At 63.9% G+C, this 25,496-nt stretch carries 28 protein-coding genes and 1 pseudogene; 7 read left to right on the forward strand and 22 right to left on the reverse strand.

Translation table 11 applies throughout. The features are described from left to right. Positions 1–9 precede the first annotated feature (9 nt). Both ABEA07_RS26780 and ABEA07_RS26785 read left to right on the forward strand, forming a co-directional pair. On the forward strand, positions 10–921 hold the full coding sequence (locus ABEA07_RS26780; protein ID WP_345541725.1) for a DMT family transporter: 912 nt from the start codon (positions 10–12) through the stop codon (positions 919–921). Then, positions 918–1,403: a glutathione peroxidase gene (locus ABEA07_RS26785; RefSeq protein WP_345541727.1), complete on the forward strand. Its 486-nt coding sequence runs from the start codon at positions 918–920 to the stop codon at positions 1,401–1,403. The genes ABEA07_RS26780 and ABEA07_RS26785 overlap by 4 nt, the downstream gene beginning before the upstream one ends. A 2-nt stretch (positions 1,404–1,405) precedes the next feature. Here the strand turns inward: ABEA07_RS26785 and ABEA07_RS26790 are convergent, their stop codons facing one another. After that, positions 1,406–1,753 (reverse strand): peptidase associated/transthyretin-like domain-containing protein, encoded by a 348-nt coding sequence (locus ABEA07_RS26790; RefSeq protein WP_345541729.1) that lies wholly within the window; start codon positions 1,751–1,753, stop codon positions 1,406–1,408. A gap of 311 nt (positions 1,754–2,064) precedes the next feature. On the opposite strand from ABEA07_RS26790, the gene ABEA07_RS26795 reads away from it, so the two are divergent. Next, the gene (locus tag ABEA07_RS26795; RefSeq protein WP_345541730.1) at positions 2,065–3,516 is read left to right on the forward strand and encodes an NHL repeat-containing protein; all 1,452 of its coding nucleotides are present in this window, start codon (positions 2,065–2,067) and stop codon (positions 3,514–3,516) included. Here ABEA07_RS26795 and glcF read toward each other — a convergent pair. The 6 genes from glcF to ABEA07_RS26825 form a co-directional block, all read right to left on the reverse strand. Next, a complete protein-coding gene (gene glcF / locus ABEA07_RS26800) occupies positions 3,500–4,738 on the reverse strand; it encodes a glycolate oxidase subunit GlcF (protein WP_345541731.1) in 1,239 nt (412 codons plus the stop codon). The two genes, ABEA07_RS26795 and glcF, sit on opposite strands and share 17 nt — an antisense overlap. A gap of 1 nt (position 4,739) precedes the next feature. Then, the gene (gene glcE / locus ABEA07_RS26805; protein ID WP_345541733.1) at positions 4,740–5,840 is read right to left on the reverse strand and encodes a glycolate oxidase subunit GlcE; all 1,101 of its coding nucleotides are present in this window, start codon (positions 5,838–5,840) and stop codon (positions 4,740–4,742) included. A gap of 29 nt (positions 5,841–5,869) precedes the next feature. Beyond that, complete coding sequence (locus ABEA07_RS26810; RefSeq protein ID WP_345541734.1) at positions 5,870–6,766, reverse strand: SMP-30/gluconolactonase/LRE family protein; 897 nt, start codon at positions 6,764–6,766, stop codon at positions 5,870–5,872. A 151-nt stretch (positions 6,767–6,917) separates the two neighbouring features. After that, entirely contained in the window at positions 6,918–8,444 is a 1,527-nt protein-coding gene (locus ABEA07_RS26815) for an ammonium transporter (protein ID WP_345541735.1), read from the reverse strand. 26 nt (positions 8,445–8,470) lie between these two features. Then, positions 8,471–8,809 (reverse strand): P-II family nitrogen regulator, encoded by a 339-nt coding sequence (gene glnK, locus ABEA07_RS26820; RefSeq protein WP_077000246.1) that lies wholly within the window; start codon positions 8,807–8,809, stop codon positions 8,471–8,473. A 62-nt stretch (positions 8,810–8,871) separates the two neighbouring features. Then, positions 8,872–9,696, reverse strand: coding sequence for a TorF family putative porin (locus ABEA07_RS26825; protein ID WP_345541737.1), 825 nt, complete (start codon positions 9,694–9,696; stop codon positions 8,872–8,874). Between the two features lie 154 nt (positions 9,697–9,850). Between ABEA07_RS26825 and ABEA07_RS26830 the strand changes: the two are divergent. Then, positions 9,851–10,531 (forward strand): annotated as a pseudogene (locus tag ABEA07_RS26830) (magnesium chelatase domain-containing protein); the annotation flags it as partial. Between the two features lie 69 nt (positions 10,532–10,600). Next, the gene (locus ABEA07_RS26835; RefSeq protein ID WP_345541738.1) at positions 10,601–11,326 is read left to right on the forward strand and encodes a DUF3800 domain-containing protein; all 726 of its coding nucleotides are present in this window, start codon (positions 10,601–10,603) and stop codon (positions 11,324–11,326) included. A 162-nt stretch (positions 11,327–11,488) separates the two neighbouring features. On the opposite strand, the gene ABEA07_RS26840 is transcribed toward ABEA07_RS26835, so the two are convergent. The 9 genes from ABEA07_RS26840 to ABEA07_RS26880 all read right to left on the reverse strand — a co-directional run bounded on the left by ABEA07_RS26840 (position 11,489) and on the right by ABEA07_RS26880 (position 17,881). Then, positions 11,489–11,764 carry a hypothetical protein gene (locus tag ABEA07_RS26840; RefSeq protein ID WP_345541739.1) on the reverse strand — a complete coding sequence of 92 codons (276 nt, stop codon included), beginning with the start codon at positions 11,762–11,764 and terminating at the stop codon, positions 11,489–11,491. Positions 11,765–11,912: 148 nt separating this feature from the next. Further along, positions 11,913–12,533: a BRO-N domain-containing protein gene (locus tag ABEA07_RS26845; RefSeq protein WP_345541740.1), complete on the reverse strand. Its 621-nt coding sequence runs from the start codon at positions 12,531–12,533 to the stop codon at positions 11,913–11,915. Then, positions 12,530–12,718: a hypothetical protein gene (locus ABEA07_RS26850; RefSeq protein ID WP_345541741.1), complete on the reverse strand. Its 189-nt coding sequence runs from the start codon at positions 12,716–12,718 to the stop codon at positions 12,530–12,532. The genes ABEA07_RS26845 and ABEA07_RS26850 overlap by 4 nt, the downstream gene beginning before the upstream one ends. Positions 12,719–12,830: 112 nt before the next feature. Next, the gene (locus ABEA07_RS26855; RefSeq protein ID WP_345541743.1) at positions 12,831–15,173 is read right to left on the reverse strand and encodes a hypothetical protein; all 2,343 of its coding nucleotides are present in this window, start codon (positions 15,171–15,173) and stop codon (positions 12,831–12,833) included. Then, positions 15,170–15,466: a hypothetical protein gene (locus tag ABEA07_RS26860; RefSeq protein WP_345541744.1), complete on the reverse strand. Its 297-nt coding sequence runs from the start codon at positions 15,464–15,466 to the stop codon at positions 15,170–15,172. Before ABEA07_RS26860 ends, ABEA07_RS26855 begins: the two co-directional genes overlap by 4 nt. A gap of 674 nt (positions 15,467–16,140) precedes the next feature. Beyond that, positions 16,141–16,455: a hypothetical protein gene (locus ABEA07_RS26865; RefSeq protein ID WP_345541746.1), complete on the reverse strand. Its 315-nt coding sequence runs from the start codon at positions 16,453–16,455 to the stop codon at positions 16,141–16,143. Positions 16,456–16,518: 63 nt separating this feature from the next. Further along, a complete protein-coding gene (locus ABEA07_RS26870; protein WP_345541747.1) occupies positions 16,519–16,884 on the reverse strand; it encodes a BRO-N domain-containing protein in 366 nt (121 codons plus the stop codon). Continuing rightward, the gene (locus tag ABEA07_RS26875) at positions 16,869–17,201 is read right to left on the reverse strand and encodes a Rha family transcriptional regulator (RefSeq protein ID WP_345541748.1); all 333 of its coding nucleotides are present in this window, start codon (positions 17,199–17,201) and stop codon (positions 16,869–16,871) included. Before ABEA07_RS26875 ends, ABEA07_RS26870 begins: the two co-directional genes overlap by 16 nt. A gap of 89 nt (positions 17,202–17,290) precedes the next feature. Next, complete coding sequence (locus ABEA07_RS26880; protein ID WP_345541750.1) at positions 17,291–17,881, reverse strand: recombinase family protein; 591 nt, start codon at positions 17,879–17,881, stop codon at positions 17,291–17,293. Positions 17,882–18,031: 150 nt separating this feature from the next. On the opposite strand from ABEA07_RS26880, the gene ABEA07_RS26885 reads away from it, so the two are divergent. Both ABEA07_RS26885 and ABEA07_RS26890 read left to right on the forward strand, forming a co-directional pair. Continuing rightward, positions 18,032–19,018 (forward strand): hypothetical protein, encoded by a 987-nt coding sequence (locus tag ABEA07_RS26885; RefSeq protein WP_345541752.1) that lies wholly within the window; start codon positions 18,032–18,034, stop codon positions 19,016–19,018. 644 nt (positions 19,019–19,662) lie between these two features. After that, the gene (locus ABEA07_RS26890) at positions 19,663–20,286 is read left to right on the forward strand and encodes an abortive infection family protein (protein WP_345541753.1); all 624 of its coding nucleotides are present in this window, start codon (positions 19,663–19,665) and stop codon (positions 20,284–20,286) included. Between the two features lie 93 nt (positions 20,287–20,379). Here the strand turns inward: ABEA07_RS26890 and ABEA07_RS26895 are convergent, their stop codons facing one another. The 6 genes from ABEA07_RS26895 to ABEA07_RS26920 form a co-directional block, all read right to left on the reverse strand. After that, positions 20,380–21,258 carry a plasmid partitioning protein RepB C-terminal domain-containing protein gene (locus tag ABEA07_RS26895; protein ID WP_345541755.1) on the reverse strand — a complete coding sequence of 293 codons (879 nt, stop codon included), beginning with the start codon at positions 21,256–21,258 and terminating at the stop codon, positions 20,380–20,382. Between the two features lie 5 nt (positions 21,259–21,263). After that, the gene (locus ABEA07_RS26900) at positions 21,264–22,154 is read right to left on the reverse strand and encodes a ParB/RepB/Spo0J family partition protein (RefSeq protein WP_345541757.1); all 891 of its coding nucleotides are present in this window, start codon (positions 22,152–22,154) and stop codon (positions 21,264–21,266) included. Further along, positions 22,151–23,719: a recombinase family protein gene (locus ABEA07_RS26905; RefSeq protein ID WP_345541758.1), complete on the reverse strand. Its 1,569-nt coding sequence runs from the start codon at positions 23,717–23,719 to the stop codon at positions 22,151–22,153. The genes ABEA07_RS26900 and ABEA07_RS26905 overlap by 4 nt, the downstream gene beginning before the upstream one ends. 96 nt (positions 23,720–23,815) lie before the next feature. Further along, positions 23,816–24,130 (reverse strand): hypothetical protein, encoded by a 315-nt coding sequence (locus ABEA07_RS26910; RefSeq protein ID WP_345541760.1) that lies wholly within the window; start codon positions 24,128–24,130, stop codon positions 23,816–23,818. Positions 24,131–24,700: 570 nt separating this feature from the next. Continuing rightward, a complete protein-coding gene (locus ABEA07_RS26915; protein WP_345541761.1) occupies positions 24,701–25,066 on the reverse strand; it encodes a MarR family winged helix-turn-helix transcriptional regulator in 366 nt (121 codons plus the stop codon). A 12-nt stretch (positions 25,067–25,078) separates the two neighbouring features. After that, positions 25,079–25,342 carry a hypothetical protein gene (locus ABEA07_RS26920; RefSeq protein ID WP_345541763.1) on the reverse strand — a complete coding sequence of 88 codons (264 nt, stop codon included), beginning with the start codon at positions 25,340–25,342 and terminating at the stop codon, positions 25,079–25,081. Between the last annotated feature and the right edge of the window lie 154 nt (positions 25,343–25,496).

A 25,496-nucleotide genomic window follows, 5' to 3' on the forward strand; every position in this document is an offset into this window, starting at 1 on the left:
GCCACCGCCTTGCCTGCCCTCGCGCTTGTCTTCAACGCCTTTGTCTGGGGCGTGTCCTGGATTCCCTTTCGCCACATGGAAGGCCATGGCCTGCATCCGGTCTGGGCCACCGCATTGATCTACGCGGTGATCGTGCTGGCGATGGGCTGGATGCGCCGCCATGCCTGGCGCGCCTTCGCGCAATGGCCGGGGCTGGTCCTGCTGGCGCTGGCGGCCGGCTTCACGAACCTCGGCTTCAACTGGGCGGTGACGCAGGGCGACGTAGTGCGCGTGGTGCTGTTGTTCTACCTGATGCCGCTGTGGAGCGCGCTGCTGGCCTGGCTGCTTCTTGGCGAGCGCCCCACGCCCACGGCCCTGGCGCGCATGGCGCTGGCCCTGGCGGGCGTGGCGGTGGTGCTCAAGACCCCCGAGACCGACTGGCCGGTACCGGCCAGCCTGCCCGACTGGCTGGGCGTGGCCGCAGGCTTCAGCTTCGCGCTCACCAACATCCTGCTGCGACGGCTGCGCGGCGCGCCCGGTGAATCGCGCGCGCTCGCCATGTTCTGCGGCTGCGCGGGGGTGGCAGGCCTGGCCGCCGCGGCGGGCACGGCCTTCGGCGCGATCACGCCGCTGCCAGCGGCAGGGGCCGCCGGGGCCTGGCTGCCCTGGGCCGCGCTGCTGGGCACCGGCTTCGTGTTCGCCAACATCTGCCTGCAGTACGGCGCCGCCCGCATGGCGGCCAACGTCACCGCGGTGATCATGCTCTCGGAAGTGCTGTTCGCCAGCGCCTCCTCGGTCGCGCTGGGGGCGGCCGCGCTCGACGCGCGCGTCTGGGCCGGCGGCACGCTGATCGTGCTGGCGGCGCTGTGGTCCTCGTTTGCACGAACGAACGGCGGCGACGATGATCGGCATTCCCGCATCCTGGAGGACAAGCCATCATGACGAGCGTCTACGACTTCGAGGCCCGGCAGATCGACGGCCAGCAGGTGCCGCTCGCGAAGTTCAAGGGCCGGGTGCTCCTGATCGTCAACACGGCCAGCAAATGCGGCTTCACGCCGCAGTTCGAGGGACTGGAGACGCTCTACAAGAAGTACGCCGACAGGGGGCTGACGGTCCTCGGCTTCCCGTCCAACCAGTTCGGCAACCAGGACCCGGGCAGCAACGAGGAGATCGGCGCCTTCTGCGTGCAGAACTATGGCGTGAGCTTCCCGATGATGGAAAAGATCGAGGTCAACGGCCCCGGCGCCACGCCGCTCTACAAGTGGCTCACCAAGGAAGCCCCCGGCCTGCTGGGCAGCACGGCCATCAAATGGAACTTCACCAAGTTCCTGGTCGGCAAGGACGGACAGGTGATCCGGCGATACGCGCCGGTGGACACGCCGGCCTCGATGACGCGCGACATCGAGACCGCGCTGGCCGCCTGAGTTCAGAAACGGAAGTCGGCCGTCTGCGATCCACGGCCGACGGTCACCGTGTGGCTCTTGGTCATGCCCTCGGTGCTGGCCTCGACGGTGTAGCGGCCGGCCGGCAGGTCGACCAGGCACACGGGCCCGGAGGCGCGCATGGCGAGCGCGGTGTCGCCGCCGGCCGCCTTGATGGTCACGTCGACATTGGCCAGGTATTCGCCGGTGGCACGCGCGAACAGCAGGCTCAGTGGATGGTCCTTCATCGCGGCCCGCATGGCGCCGGATTCGTCCGAGCCGATGCCACCGCAGGCGAAGCGCGCATTGCCCTGGACCTTCATGGCGGGAAGCGCGCCGGCTCCGGGGTTCACGGTCTGCGCCTGCGAGGTCAGCGGGGCAGCGATCGAAGCGCAGGCGAGCGCCGCGCACAAGCCTGGTCGGCCAAAGAAGAGGTTGCGCATCTTCTTGCTCCCAAAGTGAAAGAAAGGCGCATCTTCGCTGCGCCCGCGTCATTTCAGGGTCGGAACAACGCTTCCTTGCTTGTGCGACGGAGCCGTCATCCCAACGCGCGAGCCACTTTGCGGAAGTTGACACAAATCTGACGAAAGGTCGCGAAGCGCAAGGAGGGCTGCAAGCCTTCGCCACACTCGGGTCCCGATCTTGGCCTTCACGTGGCATTCCCATGACTGAATTTCTCGCTGGATCTCTTCGCCGCTTCACCGCAGCCGTACTCTGCGTGCTTCTCGCGGCGTGCGGCGGCGGCGGCGATCGCGGCTGCACGACTTGCAGCATGCTGGCCGCGGCAGCAAGCGCCCCTGTAGCGGCGGCCACGCCACCCGATGCGACGGCGACGGCATCCGACACGACGGGGACGCCGCCTTCGAGCGCCGACCCGGTGGAGAGCGCACCCCCGACCCATACGATCGGCGGCACCCTCGCGGGGCTGGCCACCCACACCAAACTGGTTCTGCTGGACAACGGCGGCGATGCGCTGACCCTGACAGCCAACGGCCCGTTCAGCTTCGCCACGCCACTGGCTTTCAACACGGACTATGCAGTCACCGTCGGCACGCAGCCTTCATGGCAGAACTGCAGCGTCGCCCAGGGCAACGGCACGGCCACCGCGAATGTGACCAGCGTGTCGGTGAGTTGCGCCGAAGCACAGGCGCGCGTGTCGACCTTCGCAGGCACGGGAACGGCCGGCTCGAATGATGGCAGCGGTACCGCGGCATCGTTCAACGACCTGCTTGCTGTCACGGTCGACGCCGGTGGCAACCTCTACCTCGCGGATGGCGGGAACAACATGATCCGAAAAATCTCGCCGGCCGGCGTCGTCGGCACCGTGGCTGGCTCGCCGACCGCCGGTTATGCCGATGCCACCGGCGCTGCCGCACGGTTCAGCGGGCCCGCTGGCGTGGCGGTGGATGCCGGCGGCAATATCTATGTGGCGGACTACGGCAACAACATGATCCGCAAGATCTCGCCCGCCGGCGAGGTCAGCACGTGGGCGGGCTCGACAAGCCCGGGCCTCGTCGATGGCATCGGTACCAATGCGCGTTTCAACCGACCTTGGAGCCTGGACATCGATGCCGGCGGGAACCTGTACGTACTCGATGGCGGCAACAACGTGATTCGCAAGATCACACCCGCCGGCATGGTCACCACCCTGGCGGGCTCTGGAACCCAAGGCTCGACCGACGGCCAAGGCACGGCCGCGTCGTTCGGGCCGCCAAGCAGCCTGAGAGTGGGCCCCGACGGCAATATCTATGTGGCGGATGGCAATCACTTGATCCGCAAAATCACACCCGATGGGATCGTCACCACCCTCGCCGGCTCAACCACACCTGGCTTTGTCGATGGGACTCTCGCCGCCGCCAGATTCAAGGAGCCGTGGGGGCTCGCAGTGGACACGAGTGGAAATGTCTACGTCGCGGATGCGGGCAACAACGCGATACGCAAGATCACGCCGGACGGTGTAGTCACGACGATCGCCGGCTCTTCGACACCCGGCTCGGCCGACGGCATCGGGGCTGCCGCGCAGTTCAGCGATCTTGTCGACGTGACGGCCGACCGCGACGGCGATCTCTATGTCGTTTCCTCGTATCTCGTGCGCAAGATCACGCCCGTGCGCTGAGGCCCAGGGCCTCGTCCAGCACTTCCACCCAATGCCGCACCGGTAGCGCACTGCCGCTTTGCAGGTGTGTGATGCAGCCGATGTTGGCCGAGATGATGGCCTTCGGCCTCATCGCATCCAGGTGGCCGAGCTTGCGGTCGCGCAGCGCAAAGGCCAGTTCGGGCTGCAGCACGGAATAGGTGCCGGCCGAGCCGCAGCACAGGTGCGATTCGTATTGCGCGACCTGGATGTCGAAGCCCAGCGCGCGCAGGCCCTCCTCGACGCCGCCGCGCAGCTTCTGGCCGTGCTGCAGCGTGCAGGGCGGGTGGTAGGCAACGACGCCCGGTGGCGCCTTCACCCGATCCTTCAGCAAGGGAACCAGGTCGGGCAGCAATTCGCTCAGATCGCGCGTGAGCGCGCTGATGCGCGCGGCCTTCTGCGCATAGGCGGGCTCGTCGCGCAGCAGATGGCCGTATTCGCGCACGGTCACGCCGCAGCCCGAAGCGTTCATGACGATCGCCTCCACCGCGCCGCTTTCCACCTGCGGCCACCAGGCATCGATGTTGGCGCGCATCTGCACCTTGCCGCCCTTCTGGTCGTTCAGGTGGAACTTCACCGCGCCACAGCAACCCGCAGCCGGCGCGACCACCGCCTCGATGCCCGCGGCATCGAGCACGCGTGCGGTCGCGCTGTTGATGTTGGGCGCCATCGAGGGCTGCACGCAGCCGGCCAGCATCAACATCTTGCGCGCGTGGCTGCGCGCGGGCCATTCGCCGGCAGGCTGCGGCGCAGGCACCTTGGCCTTGAGCTTCTTCGGCAGCAGGCCGCGCACCGACTGGCCCAGCTTCATCGCGGGGCCGAAGAGCGGTGAAGGCAGCGCCTCCTTCAGCGTCCAGCGCAGGGCACCTTCGAGCGCGGGGCGCGAGACCTTCTCGTCGACGATCTTCCGGCCGATGTCGACGAGGTGGCCGTACTGCACGCCGGAGGGACAGGTGCTCTCGCAGTTGCGGCAGGTAAGGCAGCGATCCAGGTGAAGCTGCGTGCTGCGCGTCGGCGCCTTGCCTTCGAGCACCTGCTTGATCAGGTAGATGCGCCCGCGCGGCCCGTCGAGTTCGTCGCCCAGCAGCTGGTAGGTGGGGCAGGTCGCGGTGCAAAAGCCGCAGTGCACGCACTTGCGCAGGATGGCCTCGGCCTCCTGGCCCTCGGGCGTGCCCTGAAATTCGGGAGCGAGTTCGGTTTGCATCTCAAGCAGGGGGGAGGAGCCGCGCGCGGTCGAACACGGCGTGGGGATCGAACTCCCGCATCAGTGCCTCGTGAATGCGCCGCAAGGGCGCGCTCAGAGCATCGAAGCGGGGCATCTCGGTGCTGGCGCGATACGCGGGCATGAACAGTGTGGCATGGCCCCCTGCAGCGCGCGCCGCCTCCCTGACTTGCTCGCCCTCGCCGGGTGCCGCGAGGTACCAGCGCTGCGCACCATGCCATTCGATCAGAGGCGGCTCTCTCAGCGTCAGCTCCAGCACCGGCGCAGTTTGCGGCACCGACAGGCGCCACAGTTCGCGTGCCTCCGGCGCATCGAACCAGGACAGGCGCAGGTTCCGCGTGGCCGTCCAGTCGGCGCGGGCGTCTTCGTTGGCCTGCCGTTCGCCCCCAAGGCGCTTGCAGGCGGCGGCCACTGCGGCGGCGGCACCGCGCAAGCGCAGCCAGAGACGGCCCTGGTCCCGATCGAGGGTCCAGCGGCTCGCGTTGAGCGGCAGCGGCTGGCCGCCCCAGCCGCTGAGCAGGCGCAGCGCGTCGGCCTGGTCGCAGTCGAAAACCAGCGTGGCCTCGGCCGGCGCGACGGGCAGCACCTTGAGGCTGACCTCGGTGATCACGCCCAGCGTGCCCAGCGAGCCGGCCAGTACGCGCGAGACGTCGTAGCCGGCGACGTTCTTCATGACCTGGCCGCCGAAGTTCAGCAGTTCGCCGCGGCCGTTGAGCATCTGTGCGCCGAGCACATAGTCGCGCACCGCACCCACACTGGCGCGCGCCGGGCCGCTCAGGCCGGCCGCCACCATGCCACCGACAGTGCCGCCGTCGCCGAAGCGCGGCGGCTCGAAGGGCAGGCACTGGCCCTTCTCGGCCAGCACGGCCTCGAGTTCCGCCAGCGGCGTGCCGGCGCGGACCGTCACGACGAGTTCGCTAGGTTCGTAGCTGGTGATCCCGGTGAGCGGCGTGGTGGCGAGCGCTTCACCCTGCGTCGGCTCGCCATAGAAGTACTTGCTGTCGGTGCCGCGGATGCAAAGCACGGTGCGGTCGGCGGCGGCGGCGCGGATGCGGTCGCTGATCTGGCGAATGGCTGGATCCATGTGCCCGATCGTAACGCCGTGTTGCAGGCCTATTCCCGGAAGAAGCGCACGGGCAGTCCTGACACTTCGGTCCGCATCGCGAGGACCTGTCCCGACGCTGGCAGGCGCGCGAGCTCGTCCGCGGGCCGCCCACGCCGCGCGCTGGTGACGAACAGAGTGCGCAGGTCCTCGCCGCCGAAGCAGGGCATGGTGGGACACTGCACCGGCACGGGCAGCGCCGCGACCTGTTCGCCCGCGGGCGACAGGCGGAGCAACTGGCCACCCTCGAACATCGCCGCCCAGTAGTGACCCTGCGCGTCCACGGTCGCCCCGTCGGGCCGGCCCTGATAAGGAGAGTTCGACTTCGGCTCGAACTGGCGGAACACGCGTTCATGCGAAAGCCGGTTGGCCTCGGCATCCCAGTCCCACGCACTCACGCGGTGGGCGGGCGTGTCGGCCCAGTAGAGCGTGCGGGCATCGGGCGCGAAAGCCAGGCCGTTGGCGGTGGTGACGCCCTGCGCCATGCGCTCGAGCCGCGGTGTGCCGCCGCGTGCATCGAGGCAGTAGAGCGCGGCGCTGGCCCGGTCCTTGGCTTCGTTGATCGTGCCGGCCCAGAAGCGGCCTTGCGGATCGCACTTGCCGTCGTTGAAGCGCATGGTGCGCACGTCATGGTCCACGCGGGCCAGCAGCGTGAGCGGGCCGCCCCAGGCCGGTGCGCGATAGATGCCATCGCGCAACGCGATCACCAGGCCCCCGCTCGCGGCAGGCGCCATGCAGCCGGGTTCGGTCGGCAATGGCCAGCGCTCCACCGTGGCATTGCCGATCTCTCCCCGCGTGCGCAACACGGTGCGGCCCGGGATGTCCAGCCAGTAGAGCGATCGCTCCTGCGGGTGCCAGAAAGGCGATTCGCCGAGCTCGCAGAGGCTGTCGTTCAAGGAGGTCCACATGCCCTTAGCTTAGGCGAAAAAAAAGCCCGCTCGCGCGATGCGCTTGCGGGCCGAACATCCAAAGGAGACTTGCCTTGATGAAACTGAAATCGGTTCGTTGATTCGTCGTGCCGTGCTTGATGCGGGCCGCGCTCGGCGGCCCGCGCCGTGCTCAGCGGTTGTAGGCGGTTTCGCCGTGGGCCGAGATGTCCAGGCCCTCGCGCTCTTCCTCTTCGCTGACCCGCAGGCCGATCGTGAGGTCCACGATCTTGTAGGCGATGAAGGAAACCACGCCGGACCAGACGATGGTCAGCAGCACGCCCTTGAGCTGGATCCACACCTGCGCGCCGATCCCGTTGGAGGTGACGCTGGCCGTGACCCAGTCACCCACCAGGCCGGGGCCGCCCAGCGCCTGCGTGTTGAACACGCCGGTGAGCAAGGCGCCGACGATGCCGCCCACGCCATGCACGCCGAACACGTCCAGCGAGTCGTCCGCGCCCAGCATCTTCTTGAGGCCGTTGACGCCCCACAGGCAGGCGAAGCCGGCGACGAAGCCGATCACGATCGCGCCCATCAGGCCCACGTTGCCGGCGGCCGGGGTGATCGCGACCAGGCCGGCAACCGCACCCGAGGCGGCACCCAGCATGGAGGCCTTGCCGCGCATCAGCGCTTCGCCGATGGACCAGGCCAGCACCGCCGCGGCCGTGGCCGAGAAGGTGTTCATGAAGGCCAGTACTGCGCTGGTGCCTGCTTCGAGCGCGGAGCCCGCGTTGAAGCCGAACCAGCCCACCCACAGCAGCGAGGCGCCGACCATCGTGAGCGTCAGCGAGTGCGGCGTGAAGGCTTCCTTGCCGTAGCCGATGCGCTTGCCGACCAGGAAGGCGCCGACCAGGCCCGCGACCGCGGCGTTGATGTGCACCACGGTGCCGCCGGCGAAGTCGAGCGCGCCCCATTGCCAGATCAGGCCGGCCTTGGCATTCATCGCATCGACCACGTCCTTGCTGGCGTAGGCGTCCGGGCCCATCCAGAACCAGACCATGTGGGCCAGCGGTGCGTAGCTGAAGGTGAACCAGATCACCATGAACAGCAGCACGGCCGAGAACTTGATGCGCTCGGCGAAGGCGCCCACGATCAGGCAGCAGGTGATGCCGGCGAAGGTGGCCTGGAAGGCGGCGAACAGCAGTTCGGGAATGTAGACGCCCTTGCTGAAGGTCGCGCCCGGCGCGAAGGTGCCGGTCGCCGGGTCGAAGATGCCCTTCATGAACAGGCGATCGAAGCCGCCGATGAAGGCGTTGCCTTCGGTGAAGGCCAGGCTGTAGCCGTAGACCAGCCACAGCACCACGATCATCGAGAAGGTGACCATGACCTGCATCAGCACCGACAGCATGTTCTTGCTGCGCACCAGGCCGCCGTAGAACAGGGCCAGGCCAGGGATCGTCATCATGATGACCAGCAGCGTCGACAGCAGCATCCAGCCGGTGTCGCCCTTGTTGAACGAGGGCGCGGGCGCCGCGGCGGCGGCAGCGGCCGTGGCGGGAGCGGGCGCCGCCGCCGCGTCGGCCGGCGCGGTGGGCGATGCCGCGGCAGGGGCGGTGGCCGCCGGTGCTTCGGCCGACGCGGGCGGAGTCTGGGCGAAGCCGGCCGTGCCGGCTGCCATCAGGCTCAGGCCGAGGGCCAGGGAGGCGAGGAATTTTTTCATTTGCGTGTTTTCTTTCGTACCTCGGATCAAAGCGCCTCGCGGCCCGTCTCGCCGGTGCGGATGCGCACGACCTGCTCCAGGTCGTAGACGAAGATCTTGCCGTCGCCGATCTTGCCGGTGCGCGCGGCGGCCTCGACCGCCTCGATCACGCGCTCGACCAGGTCGTCGGCCACGGCGGCCTCGATCTTGACCTTGGGCAGGAAGTCGACCACGTACTCCGCGCCGCGGTACAGCTCGGTGTGGCCCTTCTGGCGGCCGAAGCCCTTGACCTCGGTCACGGTGATGCCCTGCACGCCGATGGCGGACAGCGCCTCGCGCACCTCGTCGAGCTTGAAAGGTTTGATGATGGCTGTGACCAGCTTCATGATGGTTCCCCCGTCGATCTCATGTGTTGCTCCTCAGGATGGATGATGGACCGCGCGCTTCTTCAGAGCGTCTTGGTCAGCGTGACGATGAAGCGCGCCTTGTTGGGCGACCAGGTGCGCTGGCCGATCGGTCCGAAGCCCAGGTCGATGCCCGGGTCGGCCACCAGCAGGTACGAGCTCTTCTTGTTGGCGCCCTGCACCGAGCCGGCCAGCGACAGGCCGTTGCCGAAGTCGTAGGAGGCGCCCACGTTGTAGTCCACGTAGCTCCTGTAGCCCAGGCTGCGGATGTCGCTGCTCATGCGCGTGTAGCCCAGCGCCGCCTTCAGCGTCACCTTGGGCACGATCTCCTTGGTGTAGCTCAGGTTCAGGTAGCCGGTGTTCCGCCCTTTCAGGCCCGAGCCGTCCTTGTGGCCGGCGTAGTTGAAGTAGTCCTTGGAGACGGTGTGAGAGTACTTCAGGGTGAAGGCGCCCACCGCCTCGTCGGCCCAGGTGGCCGCGCCGTACAGCTCGGTGGTGTTGCCGCGGGAGTTGCCCGGGTAGATGTAGGTCAGGGCGCCCACGTCCATGTCGAAGGGGCCGGCCTTGAACTTGTAGCCGCCGTAGATGTCGCTTTCGATGGAGTTTCCATTGAGCCAGTTGACGCTGGAGTTCCAGTTGCCGATGTAGAAGCCCGTTTCTCCGAAGGCATAGTCGAAGCCGCCCTGGATGGCCGGCTTGAAGCTCTTGGTCTTGGCGAAGTCGTTGGAGCCGAGCACGTCCTGGTCCTGGCCGCGGAACTTGTAGTTGGAGGTCAGCGCCACGTTGCCCGTCAGTTGGGCGCTTGCCAGCATGGGCAGGGCGCCCAAGGCAGCAACGGCCAGGGCAGAGGCGATTCGGCGGTGCATCATCGAGAGACTCCTCGGTCGGTTTTGAAATGGTTGGATACCGTTGCAAAGCAGGGAGCGTGCCAAATGGTTAAATCCGCGGCAGCGGCGCCTGAGAAGGTGCATGACCGCGTCATGAACAAAGGATGGGCGCACCATCCTGGTGAAAGGGAGTGAAATGAGTCTGTCTTTGGTGCAAAGCCGCGCCTTGATCGGCCTGGAGGCCGCCAATGTCACGGTTGAGGTGCATCTGGCCAACGGTCTGCCCAGCTTCACGCTGGTCGGATTGGCGGATGTGGAGGTCAAGGAGGCACGGGAGCGGGTGCGTTCGGCCATCCAGAATGCCGGCCTGGAATTCCCCAGCAACAAGCGGATCACGGTCAACCTGGCCCCGGCCGACCTGCCCAAGGACTCGGGGCGCTTCGATCTGCCCATCGCGCTGGGCATCCTGGCGGCCAGCGGGCAGATCGAGGCGCCGCGGCTGGCGGGGCACGAGTTCGCCGGGGAACTCTCGCTTTCAGGGCATTTGCGGCCTGTGCGTGGTGCGCTGGCGATGGCGCTGGCCCTGCGCGGGAAGCCGTCCGCGGTCCGGCTGGTGCTTCCGGCCGAGAGCGCGCAGGAGGCGGCGCTGGTGCCGGACACGGAAATCTACGGTGCGCAGCACCTGCTCGATGTGGTGCGCCGCTTTCTCCCTTTGCCGGACGCGCCCGCGCCGGAGAACGACGGGTGGGCGCGCGTCCGCCCCGCGCCGGCGGCGCCGGCCCTGGCGCAGCCGGATCTGGCCGAGATCAAGGGCCACGCCGCCGCCAAGCGCGCCCTGGAGATCGCCGCGGCGGGCGGCCACAGTCTGCTCATAATATGAACCAAAGACCCATTGAGAAGGTGTTGTTTATTGCCAACGTCCGGCACTCATCGACAATTCAAGGCCATGAGTACCTTTCACGTCTATGCAGACGAGAGTTGCGCGAACGATCACCGATACATGGCCCTTGGCGGCGTCACGTTGAATAGCGCACTGGTGCCGGACGTGCTGCGACGAATCAAGGCGGTTAGGGACCGGCATCAGACCTTCGGGGAGGTCAAGTGGACGAAGGTGAGCAAGAGCAAGTTGGACTTCTACCGTGAATACGTAGACGTGTTCTTTGATGCGAGCGCAGCCGACGAGATGCACTTCTGCGCTCTATACGTGGACACGTTCACCTTCAACCATCACAAGTACAACGGTGGACAACGGGACCTCGGCTTCAACAAGCTCATCTATCAGTTGATGCTTCACAAATTCGGCCGCCGCTATGGTCGTAGTCACGACCTTCACGTGTACTTGGACGACAGGACCACGAAGCACAACCCCGAGCAAATGCGGCCCATGCTCAACAGTGACTTGGCGAAGTGGGGCATCAATGGGCAACCCTTCAAGCGGCTCCACTTTCGTGATTCAAAAGGATGCGACCTGATTCAACTGAACGATCTGTTGGTGGGCACAGTGGGGTTCAAACGGAACCTGCATGACAAGGTTCCGGGCTGCGCACCACATAAGATCGCCTTGGGGGAACACATTGTGAGGCGGGCACTTCAGAACGAAGCTCCGCACCGGCTGAACTCGGCGGCAGCACGGCGTTTTGCGGTTTGGCCGTTTCGCTTCGGAAAAGGGTGAGTTCTAGGGGCCTAGGCTCGCGCCACGACGCTTGTCGCGCCCTCAACCTTGGGTAGAGGTTTCGGCCACTAGAAGTCGAGGCGAGCTTAACATCTTGCAGCCTTACGGTTCGCTGGAAAACCCTGACGGGCTTGTTGCTCCTGGCCGACCGGGGCAAGGAGGCTACTCGGGCAACTGATCGAGTTCGTCAAGCGTCGCCCTCAGGTTTCCTAGCGCCGTCACTGCCGCTTTGAAGTCAGCCAGTGAGACGCCATGCTGCTCCGCGCAGTTCACCACGAACTCCTCAAAGGCGTCCCCGATGGGACCATCGAGGGAGTCATGTCCTTCAAGCGCCACGTTGCCCACGAGGAGCAATTCAGCAAGTGCCCGAGCGGGACGCGAGTGAGCTTTCTCGAAAGCGGCCGTAAGCGCTGCGAACTCGTGAGGCGTAGCGGGCATGGAGGGGCTCCTGAGGGCGGCCGGGAGGGGATCATAGGGGCTCGCGCAAGAGGGGGCCGGCGGCTGCGCGGTACTCGACAGATACTCTCACGGGCATCTCACAATGTGAAACGAATATGAGGCCGCCGCCACAGCGACCCCGCTCCAGTTAGCGCCCGATCTTCATTAGGATCGCCATCCCCGCATCAACGCCGTTCGACGTTGCCACCACAATCGCTTCGACAGAAAGGCCCATCTCCCGGGCGATCTTCTCAGCGGACAGGCGGGACAACTCCCGCTGCCGTGTGAAGGATCGGTAATGGTCGTGCTCGGTCTCCTTGTCGTGCCGCCGAATGGCTTCCCCAAGGAGGCCCCTTATGCCCTTGTAGAGGGCTTCCTGGGCGGCGGGGCTGAGCTTGTCGGCGCCTTGGATGTAGGCACCCTGCTTGCGGATGGTGGGTAGGACATCTCGCATGACCCACCGCTTGAAGGCCTTTGCCTCCGGCTTTTTGCTGCCGCTGATGAGCGAGTACAGGCCGGGTTCGCTGATGATGTTCACGGAGCCAAGACCACGTTGACCTAACGAAACGTTAGACCAATCCTCGGGCTCCACGTGGTCCGCCAGCGCCTTCGAGGCGTTGACGTACCCGAGCGCATCGCAAACGTCCTTGGCGATGAACCACGGCTCGCCGTCGCGCATGATCGACCGCAGCGAAATAATGATGGTATCGGTCACGGCGAACGTAAACGTGTCCATCGCGGGCGCAAGGCGGGGCAAGGCGATGCTCATGCTGCGCCCTCCTTGTTGTCGATGGTGTGCAGCGCAAGGGCACCCGAGGGCCTCGCCAGGGTCATCATCTCGTGGGCCGCTCGGCGATTAACGGCATAGACCAGATGCGCCCTCAAGATGCGATCCACGGCGGCTGCATTGGTGAGGCGCTGGCCCGTCGGGGTCGGTGGGATGTGTTCTTTCATTTGGAGTGAGAAGGTTGGACAAAAGAAAAGCCCCGCAGGACGCCATAGAGACGCCGAGCGGGGCTCGTGTGGGTTGCGATTGGTTGCGCCGAACCGGGGCGCCAGGAGGCCGCTAAGGGCTTCGCTGAGGCTGTCCGGGGCGAGCGTTGCGGTTAGGGTTGGTGATGCCGATCATGTCGATCTGTGGCAGGCGCTCAGACTTACGCGGCGTGAACATGTTGCTGATCGCATCGGCGCGGTCGGCGGCCATCTGCATGTCGCCCTTGCGCGTGGCGCGGCGGGCATCGTCGGCGGTCCTCTCTTTGGCAGCCACTGCGGGGGCGCTGCGGGTCGCTGCGGCCTCCATGATGTCGGCCTGTTCCTTCGCGGCGTACCACTTCTGGATGTTCTCCTTCGAGTAGACCGCGAGCGAGTTGTCAGCGTTCGTCATGGGCATGACGCCCACATATGCCTGATAGGCACGCGAGGCAGGGTTCCACTCAAGGCGCACCTCGTGGGGCTTCCCATAGAGTTCCTTGGCGCGGGCCTTGGGGACCTCGTTGATGAACCGCTCGAACCATTCATCCTGCGTCTTGGACGGGGGGCCATTGGGCATCTCCGTGCGGAGGTACACAGTGCCGTTGACCTTCGCGGTCACCTCTGGACGGGCCATGTACTTGAAGGCTGCCTCGATGGCGCTCGGCGCATCCGGGTACTGCCCGCTATGCACGAGGAGTTCGGAGTAGCGGCGGAGCGTGCCGGTCATCTGCGCGGTGTTGACCACCGTGTTGTCGCCCCACATGCGCTGCGCCCAGTCGAACTTGTAGAACGGGTCCGTCTGGAGCTTGCCGACTTGCGAGCGCACGCCCTTCACCAGCTTGTCCACGTCCGAGTTCTCCACGATGGGCATGTCCACGGCGGTGGCGACCCCTGCGGCATCATCCACGCTGCGGCCCATCTTCGTCAGGAACGCGATGTTGTCGAAGCGCTGATACTGCTTCTCGGGCATGAGGCTCTTGGCGTAGTCCCCGTAGAGGTTCAATTGCTTGAACAGTTCGAGGGCTTGCTTGCCGGACTCGTTCAGGGTCCCCCTCGGTTTCCCGTTGGAGTCCACCCCGATGGTGTTGAGGTTGTAGAAGCCGGCCTGGATCGTCGCTTCCCAATTCGGGTTCTTCAGCCCGTTCTGCGCGAAGAAGCCCACCTGTTGCTCGAATGGCATCCCTGCGGTGCGCCTCACGGCGATCTTCTCGGCCATCTCCTGCACGTCCTTGTCGGACAGGTCCTTGGGCTCGCCGTGCTTGTCGAGTACCTGCGGCTTGTTGGTGCCCATCACGGTGGGCAATTGCCCATTCATGAGGGCCGCCTCCACGCGCCTCTCAGCGTCCGCTTGGGACGCCGCGATGGTGCCCGCGATCTGCGACTTGAACAGTTCGTTCTGCTGCCGGGCGAGGGCCGCCATGTTGGCCCGCTCGATGGAGTGGATCGTGGCGGCGGAGATGTAGTCCTTGTTGCCCGGGGCGGAGTGCCACGCGGCGAACTTCTCGGCGTTCAGGGTGCCGTTGTCGGCGTCCCGGTAGAACGGCAGGACCTCATCATCCATGCGCTTGCGCTGATTCCCGTCGAACACCGTCTTCGCGTGGTTCGCGTAGGTCTGAGCCTTCGTCTCGCCGAGGAAGTTGCGGACCTTGCCGATGCCCTCCATGTCGGTTTCGAGGAAGGCGTCCAGGATGTCCTTGCGACCACTCGCGGCCATGCGAACGATCATGTCCCCCATGGCACCCTTCGCGGCGGCATCGGGCAGGGTCATCGTGTGGCGCATCAGTTGGTACTGCTGCATGAGGGCCGTGGCGGCTTCCTGCGGGGTCCCCTTGAAGGAGGGGTCAGCGACCGTGTTGAGGGTGTTCGCGAGGAAGTCCGTTGCTTGGCCCTTCGCGTTCTCCACCCACACGCCATCGTTGATCTTGGACACCTGATCCATCACGCGGTCGCGGGTCTGCGCATACGCCTTGTCGAAGCCTGCACGGGCGTAGGTGCTCTGCCCGGCGAGCGTGGAGTTGCGCCACTCCGTGAGGTACTGGTCAGCCTCCTCGGGGGAGTTGAACTTCAGTTCCCCCTTCGTGAGCTTCGTGGTGAGGTCCCGCATGCCGGCCTCATGGGAGTTGACCCCCCATATGTGCTGCACGGTGCCCACAAACACGGGGCTCTGAGAGGGCATCATCTTGCCCTCCTTGATGGCCTTGCCGAGTTCGCCTACGGTCATGGACTGCGCCCACTGCTTGGCGGCGGCTTTCTCGTCCACCTCGGCTTGCTCTCGGATCGTCTCAGCGAGGCCCGCGCCCTGCGCGAAGACATTGGCGAGGCCCTTCCATCGGGTCTCTTGCTCGGGCGCCGCAGCTTGCTCCGTCGCGGCCACCGGACGGGCGAACGTCTGGAGTTGCTGGCCCCCGAACTGGTCGCTAACCTGGACGCGGCTCATCGATGCACCTCATCGGCTTTGACTGCCTTGAGGTCGCCTTGGTAGAGCGCCACGGCAAAGTCAGCAGGTTGCATGCCGGACTGCCCCGCTGCGACGGAGAAGAGGAAGTGCTGATGCACGAGGTGCGCGAGGGCGCGGCTGTTGTCGATCCAATGTGGGTCGCCTTCACGTGCCGGCTTACCGGCTTCGATATCGGCGGCATGCCGGAGGCTGCGTTGAAGGGCCTTGAGGTGGTCGAACAGGGGGACAGGAAGGGAGTAGGCGCGGATTACACGCGGGGGATGTTGTGCCATGTACAAGCTCATGTGAAGTGGGGAAAAGAATGAGCCCCGACACCGGCAAAGGCATAGGGGCTCATGGGACAAGGACGCGAGGGCGACCTATCGGCAACAACTTGGAGTCACGGGGAGATGGCCGGAACGCGCATCAAGTTGCTCGCGATAGAACACCGGAGGGGCATCGGTGATTGGGTGAGACCATGGATGAAACCCATAGTTAGGGGCACCATGAAGGCGGCCTGTTGGAGACCCGTAGAGATGGGCCTCAAAGGGCATCAACAGAGACGTCTTCATGAGCATCTCTGAGGTGCATCAGGATGAGGATGATCTTCCTTGGTCTTCTCATGCCGAAGGCATCTCAGAGATGCAACCTGTGGAACCCTTTAGGGAGGCTGCGCCTCTGCACCCCCTTCCCCCTCAAAATTCCTTCCAAAGCCGCGAGGGGCTGAGGTCTTATCCCTCGGGGCGAACGCATGTCCGGGGAAGTTGGATGAGGTGCCCACGCAGCGGATGTGCGGGGCGGGTTAGGTGGTGGGTGGGGCCGGAAGCGCTGAAGTGCGGAACACATCGGCGGGCGGCTCCACTGGATTACCAAGTATGGGGGTTAAAGGGCGTCGGGCCACCTGAACGCCTTGGTGTCCGGCTTGCGGGACCTCAGAATCAAGGAAGCGCCCGCGCAATGTTGTCGCTCAGAGGCATCTCGTGGCGGTGCCATTCTTAACGGCCTCGTTAAGTGCGCGGTCGTATGCCTCATCGAAGCTCCATTCCGGGTCCCCGTCCGTGGCGAACCGAAGAGATGCGTAGGCGCCGAGCAACGCTTCGAGGGCTTGGCCGGTCGAGAGGTGAATGCCAAGGGCATCTTCGGTCTCGCATTGAAACTTCATGAGGAATTCGAAAGCGGGAGCGCCCAGTGTGCAGTCGAGAAGTACGGGGGGGCGGTCTGCATCGGGGGCGCCGATGGTGAAGGCGATGTGTTGGAGGGCGGCGGAAGTCTTGGGCTGCATGGTTCTCACTTTGGCTGAGGAGGTGGACATTTGGTGGCGCGGTAGGGTCACCAGATGTGGGGGTTAATTGACCTTGAGGCCCCTCGCACCTGGCGCCTTGCGGATCGCCGGCAGGACCACCGAGGTGACCCACTTCTTGAACGCCTTGGCCTCCGGCCTCTTGCTCCCCAGGATCAGCGAGTACAGCCCCGACTCGTTGACGCACGAGACGCGGGGGTTGCCGCGAATACCATCGCGTTTCACGCTGGAATTCAGGTTGATGGGTTGGCGGTCCTCATCGTCCACATGGCGGGCCAGCGCATCGGGATGGTTCACATACCCGAGGGGCACGCAAAGGTCCACCGCCAAGAACCACGGCTCGGCGCCGATCAGGATGGCTCGGAGGTTCATGCCGGGGGCGAAGGTGAAGGTGGTCAGTTGGCTTGACACAAAGCGGCTGGCCTCAGGGCCTCCTGCATGGTGCGCGGCAGGGCGAACGGGACGGGGGCCGCTGCGGCAGCTTCGAGTTCCTGCCAGCGGTCCACGAGGCGGGCCGTGAACTCCGGGGACAGTTGGGCCACGATCACGTAGGAGTCGCGCTGGTTGACGCGGAAGACTTGAGTGATGCGCTTGCGGCCCACCGCGTCCGTACTGGGTTCGTCCTCAATTTGAGGTTGGACGATCCCCTTTGCGATGAGGCTTTCGATGAGCCGCTTCACGTTGTCGTGACGCTTCTCGGTGAGGTCCGCGATTTCCCGCGAGGACATCGTGAGGGGCGTCGAGGTGGTGGTGGTGGTGGTCCATCCCCAATAAGCAATGCCCTTGCGGGGGCTTGTTCGGGTTGCCGTGCAGAGGCTCAGGCCGGCGCCTTCAGGTACTCGTAGACGGTGGCCCGCGAGATGCCAAGGTTCGCCGCGATATCGGTCTTCGGGATGCCTTGCGCGGCCATCTCCCGCAGCGCCTTAGCGGCCTCCGCATCGAGCACCGGCTTGCGCCCCTTGTAGACCCCCTCGGCCTTGGCGATGGCGATGCCTTCCCGCTGGCGCTCCTTGATGAGGGCACGCTCGAACTGACCCACGGCGCCGAGCAGTTGAAGCATCAGGGTCGCCATCGGGTCATCGTTCCCGGTGAAGGTCATCCCCTCCTTCACGAACGACACCGCCACGCCCTTGTCCGTGAGCGACTGCACCACGTCTTGCAAGTCCCTCAGGGAGCGCGAGAGGCGATCCATGCTGTGCACGTAGAGGTGGTCCCCTTCGCGGATGTATTCGAGCAACGCCTGAAGCTGTGGGCGGTGCGTGTCCTTACCGCTGGCCTTGTCCGTGAAAGTCTTGTCCAGGTCCACGCCGTCAAGCTGGCGGGCATCGTTCTGGTCCACGCTGGAAACCCGGACATAGCCGATGCGTTTACCGTGGGCGGTGCTGGTAGTCTTGCGCTGTGCGTTCATGCGGGACTTCTTCCGTATTGCCTGTGTATGGATGAAGTCTAAGAACAATTCTGGAATGTGTCAAGCAACTCAGAAATCGACCCTATCCAGACGCAAAGCGGCGCCCCCGCAGGTGTCCGCCAAGGGTGTACCTTAGATGGACAACTACGGATGGCACCCTACACTCCGTCCATGTCCACTCGCTTGCCCGAACGCTATTGCGGTTACTGCGCCGCAAGCCTCATCCCACTGGAAGTTCCGCACACCTCAGCGGACTGTGCGACATGTGGAAAGCGGAGGCACGAGGTCCGGCACGGCGAGGGCGGCAAAGGAATCAAGATCGAGGCGGGAGAGACCTTCACGATCCCTCAGGGATGGCCCACCATCTCCTTCGACCCAAAGAAGGCAAACGGCCAACTTTCCCGTTACGGGGTGCCGTTCCTGCTTCAGCAGTTCTTTCTCTCCTGGGCTCCTCCCAACAGTGAAGAACTGATTGCCAAAGTGGAGGCTGCTTTTGAGAACTGGCAGACTGAGCTTCAGGCAAGTGACAAGCTCGCGGGCATCGACCTCCAAGCTTCGGGTGGTGCGGAGCAAGCTTGGGAGCGGCTGAAGGATGATCGGGAGAGTTGGGAGTTCCACATGTTCAGCAAGTGCGTTAGTGCGGTACTCACCCAAGAAGCCGTTCGCACGAATGATGCGCAAGCTGCGGCACATGCTGCCCTGTTCATGGGACTTCAGCATGGTCTGTCGATAGTGGCTGAACCCTACTTGGAAGAGACCATCTGGCGTGGGTATCAAGCCGGCCTTGCGATCCATGAGAGCAGCGCTGCTGCGGATCATGTCCCCGGCGAGGTCGAGGCACTTGCGGAGTTGGACCCGCTGTTCAGGCAGGTTGGCGAGCCGACGCTACGTACCTGGTTGGACAGTGGCGCGACCCTCGGACCGCGCCTCGGTATCACCAAACTACCCGAGTCTCTGTTGGTGGCGCGGGCAAAGTGGCACGTGGAGGAGTTCAAGCGGGAACGAGAGGAAAGGGCCAAGTTCCCAGCGGAGCGGCGGGCATGGTGGGACTTGACGCTCAAATGGCTCACACTGGTAGGGGCGGTCCTCAGTAGCGCCGCCTTCGCAGCCGTATGGACATACCTGAACCGAGGATGATTGGTTTCGGACCAGACATTGCACCAATGTTCGCCCACGACTTCAACCCTGCCGCTCCCCTCAGTACCGTTACCTGCCCTCGCTGCGGCACCTTAGGGCTCACCGAGTCGGACCACTCAGCGCACCACGCTGCGCCAGAGCGAGACCGCCATGAGCCCCGCTTCATCATCAACCCCTCGGTGTACTGCCGGTGCCCTGCGTGTGGGCTGGAGGCGCAGTACCCGGCGTGCCTGGAAGGGTGACCGACGAGGTCTACGGGGCACCTGGGCGGGCCTCCGAAGGGGTACCCCCACGGGGGGAAACTCGCGGCCGAATTTGCTTGAAGGGGCTCTGACTTTTTTGCGGCATTTTTGCGATCAACGTCATCTGCCTTTGCCGCGGGGCCGCCACCAAGATGCGCAGGCGGCACAATACCTTTCGCTATGACCGCCTCACCCCTCTCCGCTCCTCTAATCGCGATCACATCAAATTTTGTGTCGTCGGTGGAGACGCATGCGAGCCTCGATAGCCTGTTTATGTATGCCGGTGCGCATGGGGACCCCCCGGAAGGCTCCAAGCATGTCAAAGCCCTCGAATGGCTTCGGGCGACGAACCGGCACGCTGCAGATCCTCTAAAGGTCCTAGGCAAAATCGTAGAGGGATACATGGACGATCCCCTGACGGACCCCAACTATGTTGACGAGCCCTGGAAGGCCGTATCTCCGAACTTGGAAGCAAAGCGCGAGTTCTGCCGTAAGTTCAAAGAGGTCCTTGCCAGAGATGGCTCTCTCTACGCCCGTGGTGGCGTCATTACCAAAGGGGGCGCGGCCCCGAGCAAGACTCTTGCACAACTTATCAAGGGCCGTGACTTTCCAGCGATCCACCGCGAGTTTGACCGCGCTGCGGAAACTGTTGACATAAGGCCAAGGGAGGCGGTTTCCGCCGCGTCCAACATCCTCGAATCCATTTTCAAGATTTACATTGAAGATAACGGCCTGCCCATGCCCGACAAGCAAGATTTGCAGCCGGTATTCAAGGTCGTGCGTTCGGACCTTGGTTTGGATCCCGGGAGCATCGAGGATGAGGACTTGAAGAGGATCATCAGCGGCCTCTTCTCGGTGGTTGATGGAATCGGGGCGCTTCGTACTCATGCTGGGAGCGCGCATAGCGAGGGGCGCAAGTCGTACAAGCTCGAACCGAGGCACGCGCGGCTTGCAGTGAATGCGGCGCACTCAGTCGCAAGCTTTGTTCTCGAAACTTGGGACAAGCGCATAGCCACGAAGCCTTAGAGCATAAATTCAGAGCAAACTGCACTACGGTACCGCCAACCATCGACCTCAAGCGCGTGCAGAAAGCCGAATGACTCCAGAGCTAGGTAGTACTTAGCCCTCCATGGAAACCGACTGCACAATGGTCTGGAATTGCTCCAGGACCTCCTCATGGTGCTTTTGCAAATAGCGCATCACCTGGGGGTTGTCGATCAGCTTGCCGATGTACCCACGAGCCACGACGAGATTGAGGATATCCTCCCCGTAGGTCTGCTCAGCCAGCTTGTACTGGTCCTGCAGGTTGGCCATTTCATGTTCCATGCGTTCCACCTGTTCTTGGCTGACGGCTTTGTCAACCGGGCGCCGCCGGCCAGCAGTGAGCATCTCTGAGGGCGTGGCCATCAGCAGCGCTCGCGCATAGGGTACCGTCAAGGTATTCGCGGCAATCATCAGTTCTACGCACTCGATCTGCCGGGTGGGTCTCATTTGGCGCAATGCGGTGGATACCTCGGGCGAGAACTGGCGATCCTTGAGCAGCTCCGCCGCCTCGGCACAGATGCCGTTGAGCAGGTTGGCCTTCCTCATGAGCTGCGCAGAGTCCACGCACAGGGCACTGGCGAGCCGCTCAGGCGGCACCCCACGCTCCAACGCGCGGCGAATCATGTAGTGTTCCTGGATCGTCGATAAGCGGTTGACACGGTTGTTGTAGGTGTAGCTCTCGTCGTCTGTGGCAACCAGGCAGGGAACTTCGATGCGTTGCAACTGCTTGAGAACCAGCAGTCTGAGGTGGCCGTCCAGAAGAAGATGGTGGCCGGTCTTTCTGTCCACAGGCCCCACAGACAGGGGCTCGATCAGGTCGACCTCCTGAATCGAGGCCAGGATCAACTTGAACTTCTTCGTTTCGAAGACGGCATCGGGCCAGATTTTTGAAGGAAGAATGCGATCGATTGGCAACATCAGCGGCTTGGCGACGAATGCGAGAGAGACGGCCACGGCGCTCACCCTCGAACCATGCGGTCTGCCAAGTACTTCGGAACAGTGTCCAGGCCCTCCGCCCGCAGAAGATTGCAGAAGTTTTCATCGGCCGCGAGCTTGCGCAGCGCTCCAATGACGAAGGCGAGGCGCTGCTGCGCCACTGCCGCCCTACGCACCAGGAACCGTTGACGCTGCACCTCCTTCTGATAAGCGCGAACCAGGCTCGACGAGGTGATAGCCGCGCTGGCCGATGAGGTAGCAGTCCTTCTCAAGCCTTTGCCGGCCGACTGGCGCCGCAGGACCAGGCGCCGCGCGTTCATCAGTTGATGTCCCCGCAACTGGCCGCTTTCGTAGGCGTCGTGCAACGCGGCCTGAATGCCCTTCATGTCGTCGCCCGCGCCCGCAATGGCGATAGCCGCCCTCATCGGAATGGCGCCGGAGCAGACGGCAGACAGCAAGCGCTCTTCGCCGCGATTCAAGAGCGTCAGCAAGTCCTCCACGTAGCTCAGTGCCAATCCCACCTTTTGGGCGATCTCCTTGGCCTTGTATCCCTTGTCGCGAAGCTGCGCGATGCCGGCGAGTAGTTCGACGGGCTTGTATCGCCGCCTGGCGATATTCTCTGCCAGGCTCATGAGGAAGGCATCATCGTCGCCGACGTTGACCACCAGTGCTGGAATACGTTCCTCGCCGAGTTCGCGGAAAGCTTTTACGCGGCCTTCGCCGCACACAAGAAGGTATTTTTCTGCGCCATCCTCCCCGACTCTCGGAGTTACCGTTATGGGCTTCTTCAGACCAATGTTCTGGATGTTTTCCACAATCTCACCAAAGACCTGCTGGTTGCGATCCCGGGGGTTCAGGACCTCAATGCGGGAGAGGGGGATCATCCGCAGTTCGGGTTGGCTGCTTGCTGTCATGCCGCTCTCCTGAGGCGGAGCCGCTCCGCCATCCCGTAGAAGTAGTCCAACGAATCGAAGCGAAAGCTCTCCAACTCTATGGCGTTCTGCTCCGATAGGCTGAGCGCACTGGAGGCAAACTGCAGGTGCGGCAGCAGGTAGTAGTCCTGGGCCGCCCTGTTCTCCGGTTGGAGCCTGATGACGATGGTGATGTCCGGCCGCAGGCTGGAGTCCAGGCGCACCTTCCAGTGCCGTCGTCCAAGCTCGTTCGAGCGGCACCTCGACAGGACGATGGATGCGCGGAACTCCTGGTTCACCTCCAGAAGATCGGTGGTGGGGTCCACAACGATCTGGCCTCCGAGCGCCGCGACTCGCCCCGTGGTTTCCGACACGATCTGCGGGTGAAGTTGTCTCAGGTACCGATTAATCTCCAGGTAACGATAGTCCCTGCCGGGGGTGAAGCCCACGAGCTTGTATGCGCGCAGGAGGCTGCCGAACCGTAGCGCGTATACCGAGGAAGAGGGCATATCGTCAGTCTCGTTGATGACAAAGCCGGAAAGAAACCCCCTGCGCTCGAATAGGCGACGCAGGCGCTCGATCAACTCTTCGTCACTGAAGCGCCTCGCGCGGGCCCGGATGATGCCCTGGACCGTAAAGAAGAGCTCGATTGGAACGATGCCTTCGAAGGCTCCGTCCTTTCTTATCCACATGTCGGGCGTGTTGAAGACATGCACCTTCTTGAGCTTGAAAGAGGTGCGGTTGTAGACGTTGTTCCCGATGTACTTCTCGTTGGTCAGGACCTCATGCACCCCAGCGCGGCTCCATTCGCGTCCGCTCGGTGTCCTAATCCCGGTCGTGTTGAGTTTGGCCGCGATTGTGGCTTCACTCATGTTGTTATCGACAAACCAGCGGTAGATCTGCAGCACCGTGTCCACCTCTGCCTGGGGCCCTGGCGTCAGGATCACACGATCGGTCTGTAGGCTTTTTTGCTCGCCACGCTCCAATTGAGCCTTGGGGGACCCGCTCTGATCGATCATTAGGCGCCGTAGACCGAAGCCGGCGACGCCACCCTGCCGGAATCCCAGTTCAACTTGTCGGCACTGTCCTGCGAAGACCTTGACGGACAGCTCCCGGCTGTACTCCCCTGCCATTGCCCGCTTGACACCCTTGACGATGGTGGAGACAGGGGAACCGTCGTTCTCGAATTGCTCGGCGCAGTAGGCGATCTGGATTCCCGCCCGCCGGCAGATGTACTCGTAATAGGCGCTTTCATCGGCGTCCTGGAAACGTCCCCATCGGCTCACGTCGTATACCAGCACGACATTGAAATCGGCCGTGCCGGACTGGACGTCCTGGATCAGCTTTTGCAGGCCCAGCCGCCCGTCGATGCGAAGGCCGCTTCTGCCTTCGTCGGCATAAGTTCTCACGATCACGAGGCCACGGCGCCGAGCGTACTCGCGGATCTTGTCGGACTGGTTGAGCGTCGAGTACTGCTGGTGCTCCGTGGACATTCGGACGTACTCGGCGGCCCGGCACGGCGCGATCTCGCCACTGCAGCGCTCGACGAATCCTTGATCTATCGACATGGCTGCGAAGTGATACGGAGGTGAACTGTGGTGTGCCGGAAAATATCAGCAAGTGGACGACAGTTCGAACAAGTCCTCTCTTTGCAATCACGGCGGTCACGGGCCGGAAGGCGACAACACCCGCAGGCTGACTACCCACACGTCCTTCTTTGCAAGTCTGCTATCGCCATCGAGGAGCCGCAGCTCGTAGATCCCGGCCGGGAGCGACTGCGGCGTCAACGAGTCCATCTTTGCAATCACACGCCTCTTGTTGCGGCCGCGCTGCTGCGCTCGGTTTTCACGGGCATAGTCTGGGTTAATTTCGCGATAGGCTTGCCAGTAGCCGGGATTGCGCTCGGACCAAGCCTTCTGGGCGCGAGCCTGGTTCGCCAGATAATCGGGGTCGCTGCGTCGTTTGGCGATCTGCCACAAGCGTCGTCGCTCCCGCTGGCAATCTGGCAGCGCACAATACATTTGGCGCGGCACCTGGGGGACCGGAACGAAAGCTCGCCCACATGACGAACACCAGCGAGTGGCCATGGGTTACCTCGGTGTAGCATTGGAGCTGCGCGTTGTACGACATCGCCACCACAGGCTGTTCCGGAATAGCCGCGCCGCGTCGTGCAGCCGGCGCCATCTCGCCTGCCATTGGCCGTCTAATTGACACGCACGATTCCGACGTGCTCGCGCTCTTGCACAAGGACAAGGTTTGGGGCGCAATCTCGGTAAGCGCTATGGCCACGGCAGAGACTGACGCGCCCGGCTGCCGGCACTCGGCCAGGATCCGCGCCTTGAACTCGGCACTGTGACTCGGCGACTGGAGGTATTGGGATGCATAGGCGTCCGCCAAAAAAAGGTGGACGCCATCCTCGGAAGCACGGCGCCGGACGCAAGGTGGGATCGCTGGACGCTCACCATAAGAATGCCCAATTTGACCCTGCTGCGTCGAATCGAGATGCTCAAGGACATGACAGAGCGAGGTTTGAATGCGACGGCTCCCGCTTACTTTCCCGCCCTCCTTGAGACGCCATTGAGCGTAGCCGGAATAAGTCTTCCGAGTGCCGCGAGGCGAACCACGCGGCGCCGGCCGCTCTCGGGGTCCCGGCGCTGGACGAGGAGTCCGGCCCGCACCAACTTGGCGATATGTCGAGATACGGCTTGTCTGGTGAAACCGGTGGCCTTGCTTATCTCAGTCTGCGAGCACTGGCCCTTGCGCACCACCGCAATAAACGTTTGTATTTGCTCGGCGGTGATGCCCGGTAGGGCCTTTCGCATTTCAGCGGTCACGCGCTCATAGCTCATTAACCCGATGTTGAGCGCGGGAGGACTGGTCGTTTCATCGGGCGCAGATAGATCGGCCATGCGCATGTCCCGCTCGCCTCAATCGCGCAGCGCCTCCCGCACGAGCAGTAGGAATGTCGCAGCCGTTTCGGGGTCGATGGGCTCCTCGTTGTTGGCGAGCGGCTCCACCTCGCGGAACACCTCCTCGCTCGGCATTACATCGTGGCTTTCCCACTCATCGATGCCCTCGGCAATGCAGGTGAAGGCACCGGTGAGGAGGGAGGCGCTGATGTGGTCAGCAGTGACAGTAGCGAAGTCTGGTGCAGCGTCCAGGGCGGTGTAGGTCTCAGGGTCGAATGCCATTGCTTTCCTTGGGTAGTTGGCGCTCTTAAGAAGGGAGCGATGGAGGGATGATCGATTCGATTCCCCTGCGTGACCATGCGTGGAACTACGCCTAGGAAGGAAGTGTGTTATCGTCGAATTTGATTGCGAGCAATCTAATCATCACGGAACCGCG

Source organism: Variovorax defluvii (genome assembly GCF_039541515.1).
Taxonomy (GTDB): Bacteria; Pseudomonadota; Gammaproteobacteria; order Burkholderiales; family Burkholderiaceae_C; genus Variovorax; species Variovorax defluvii.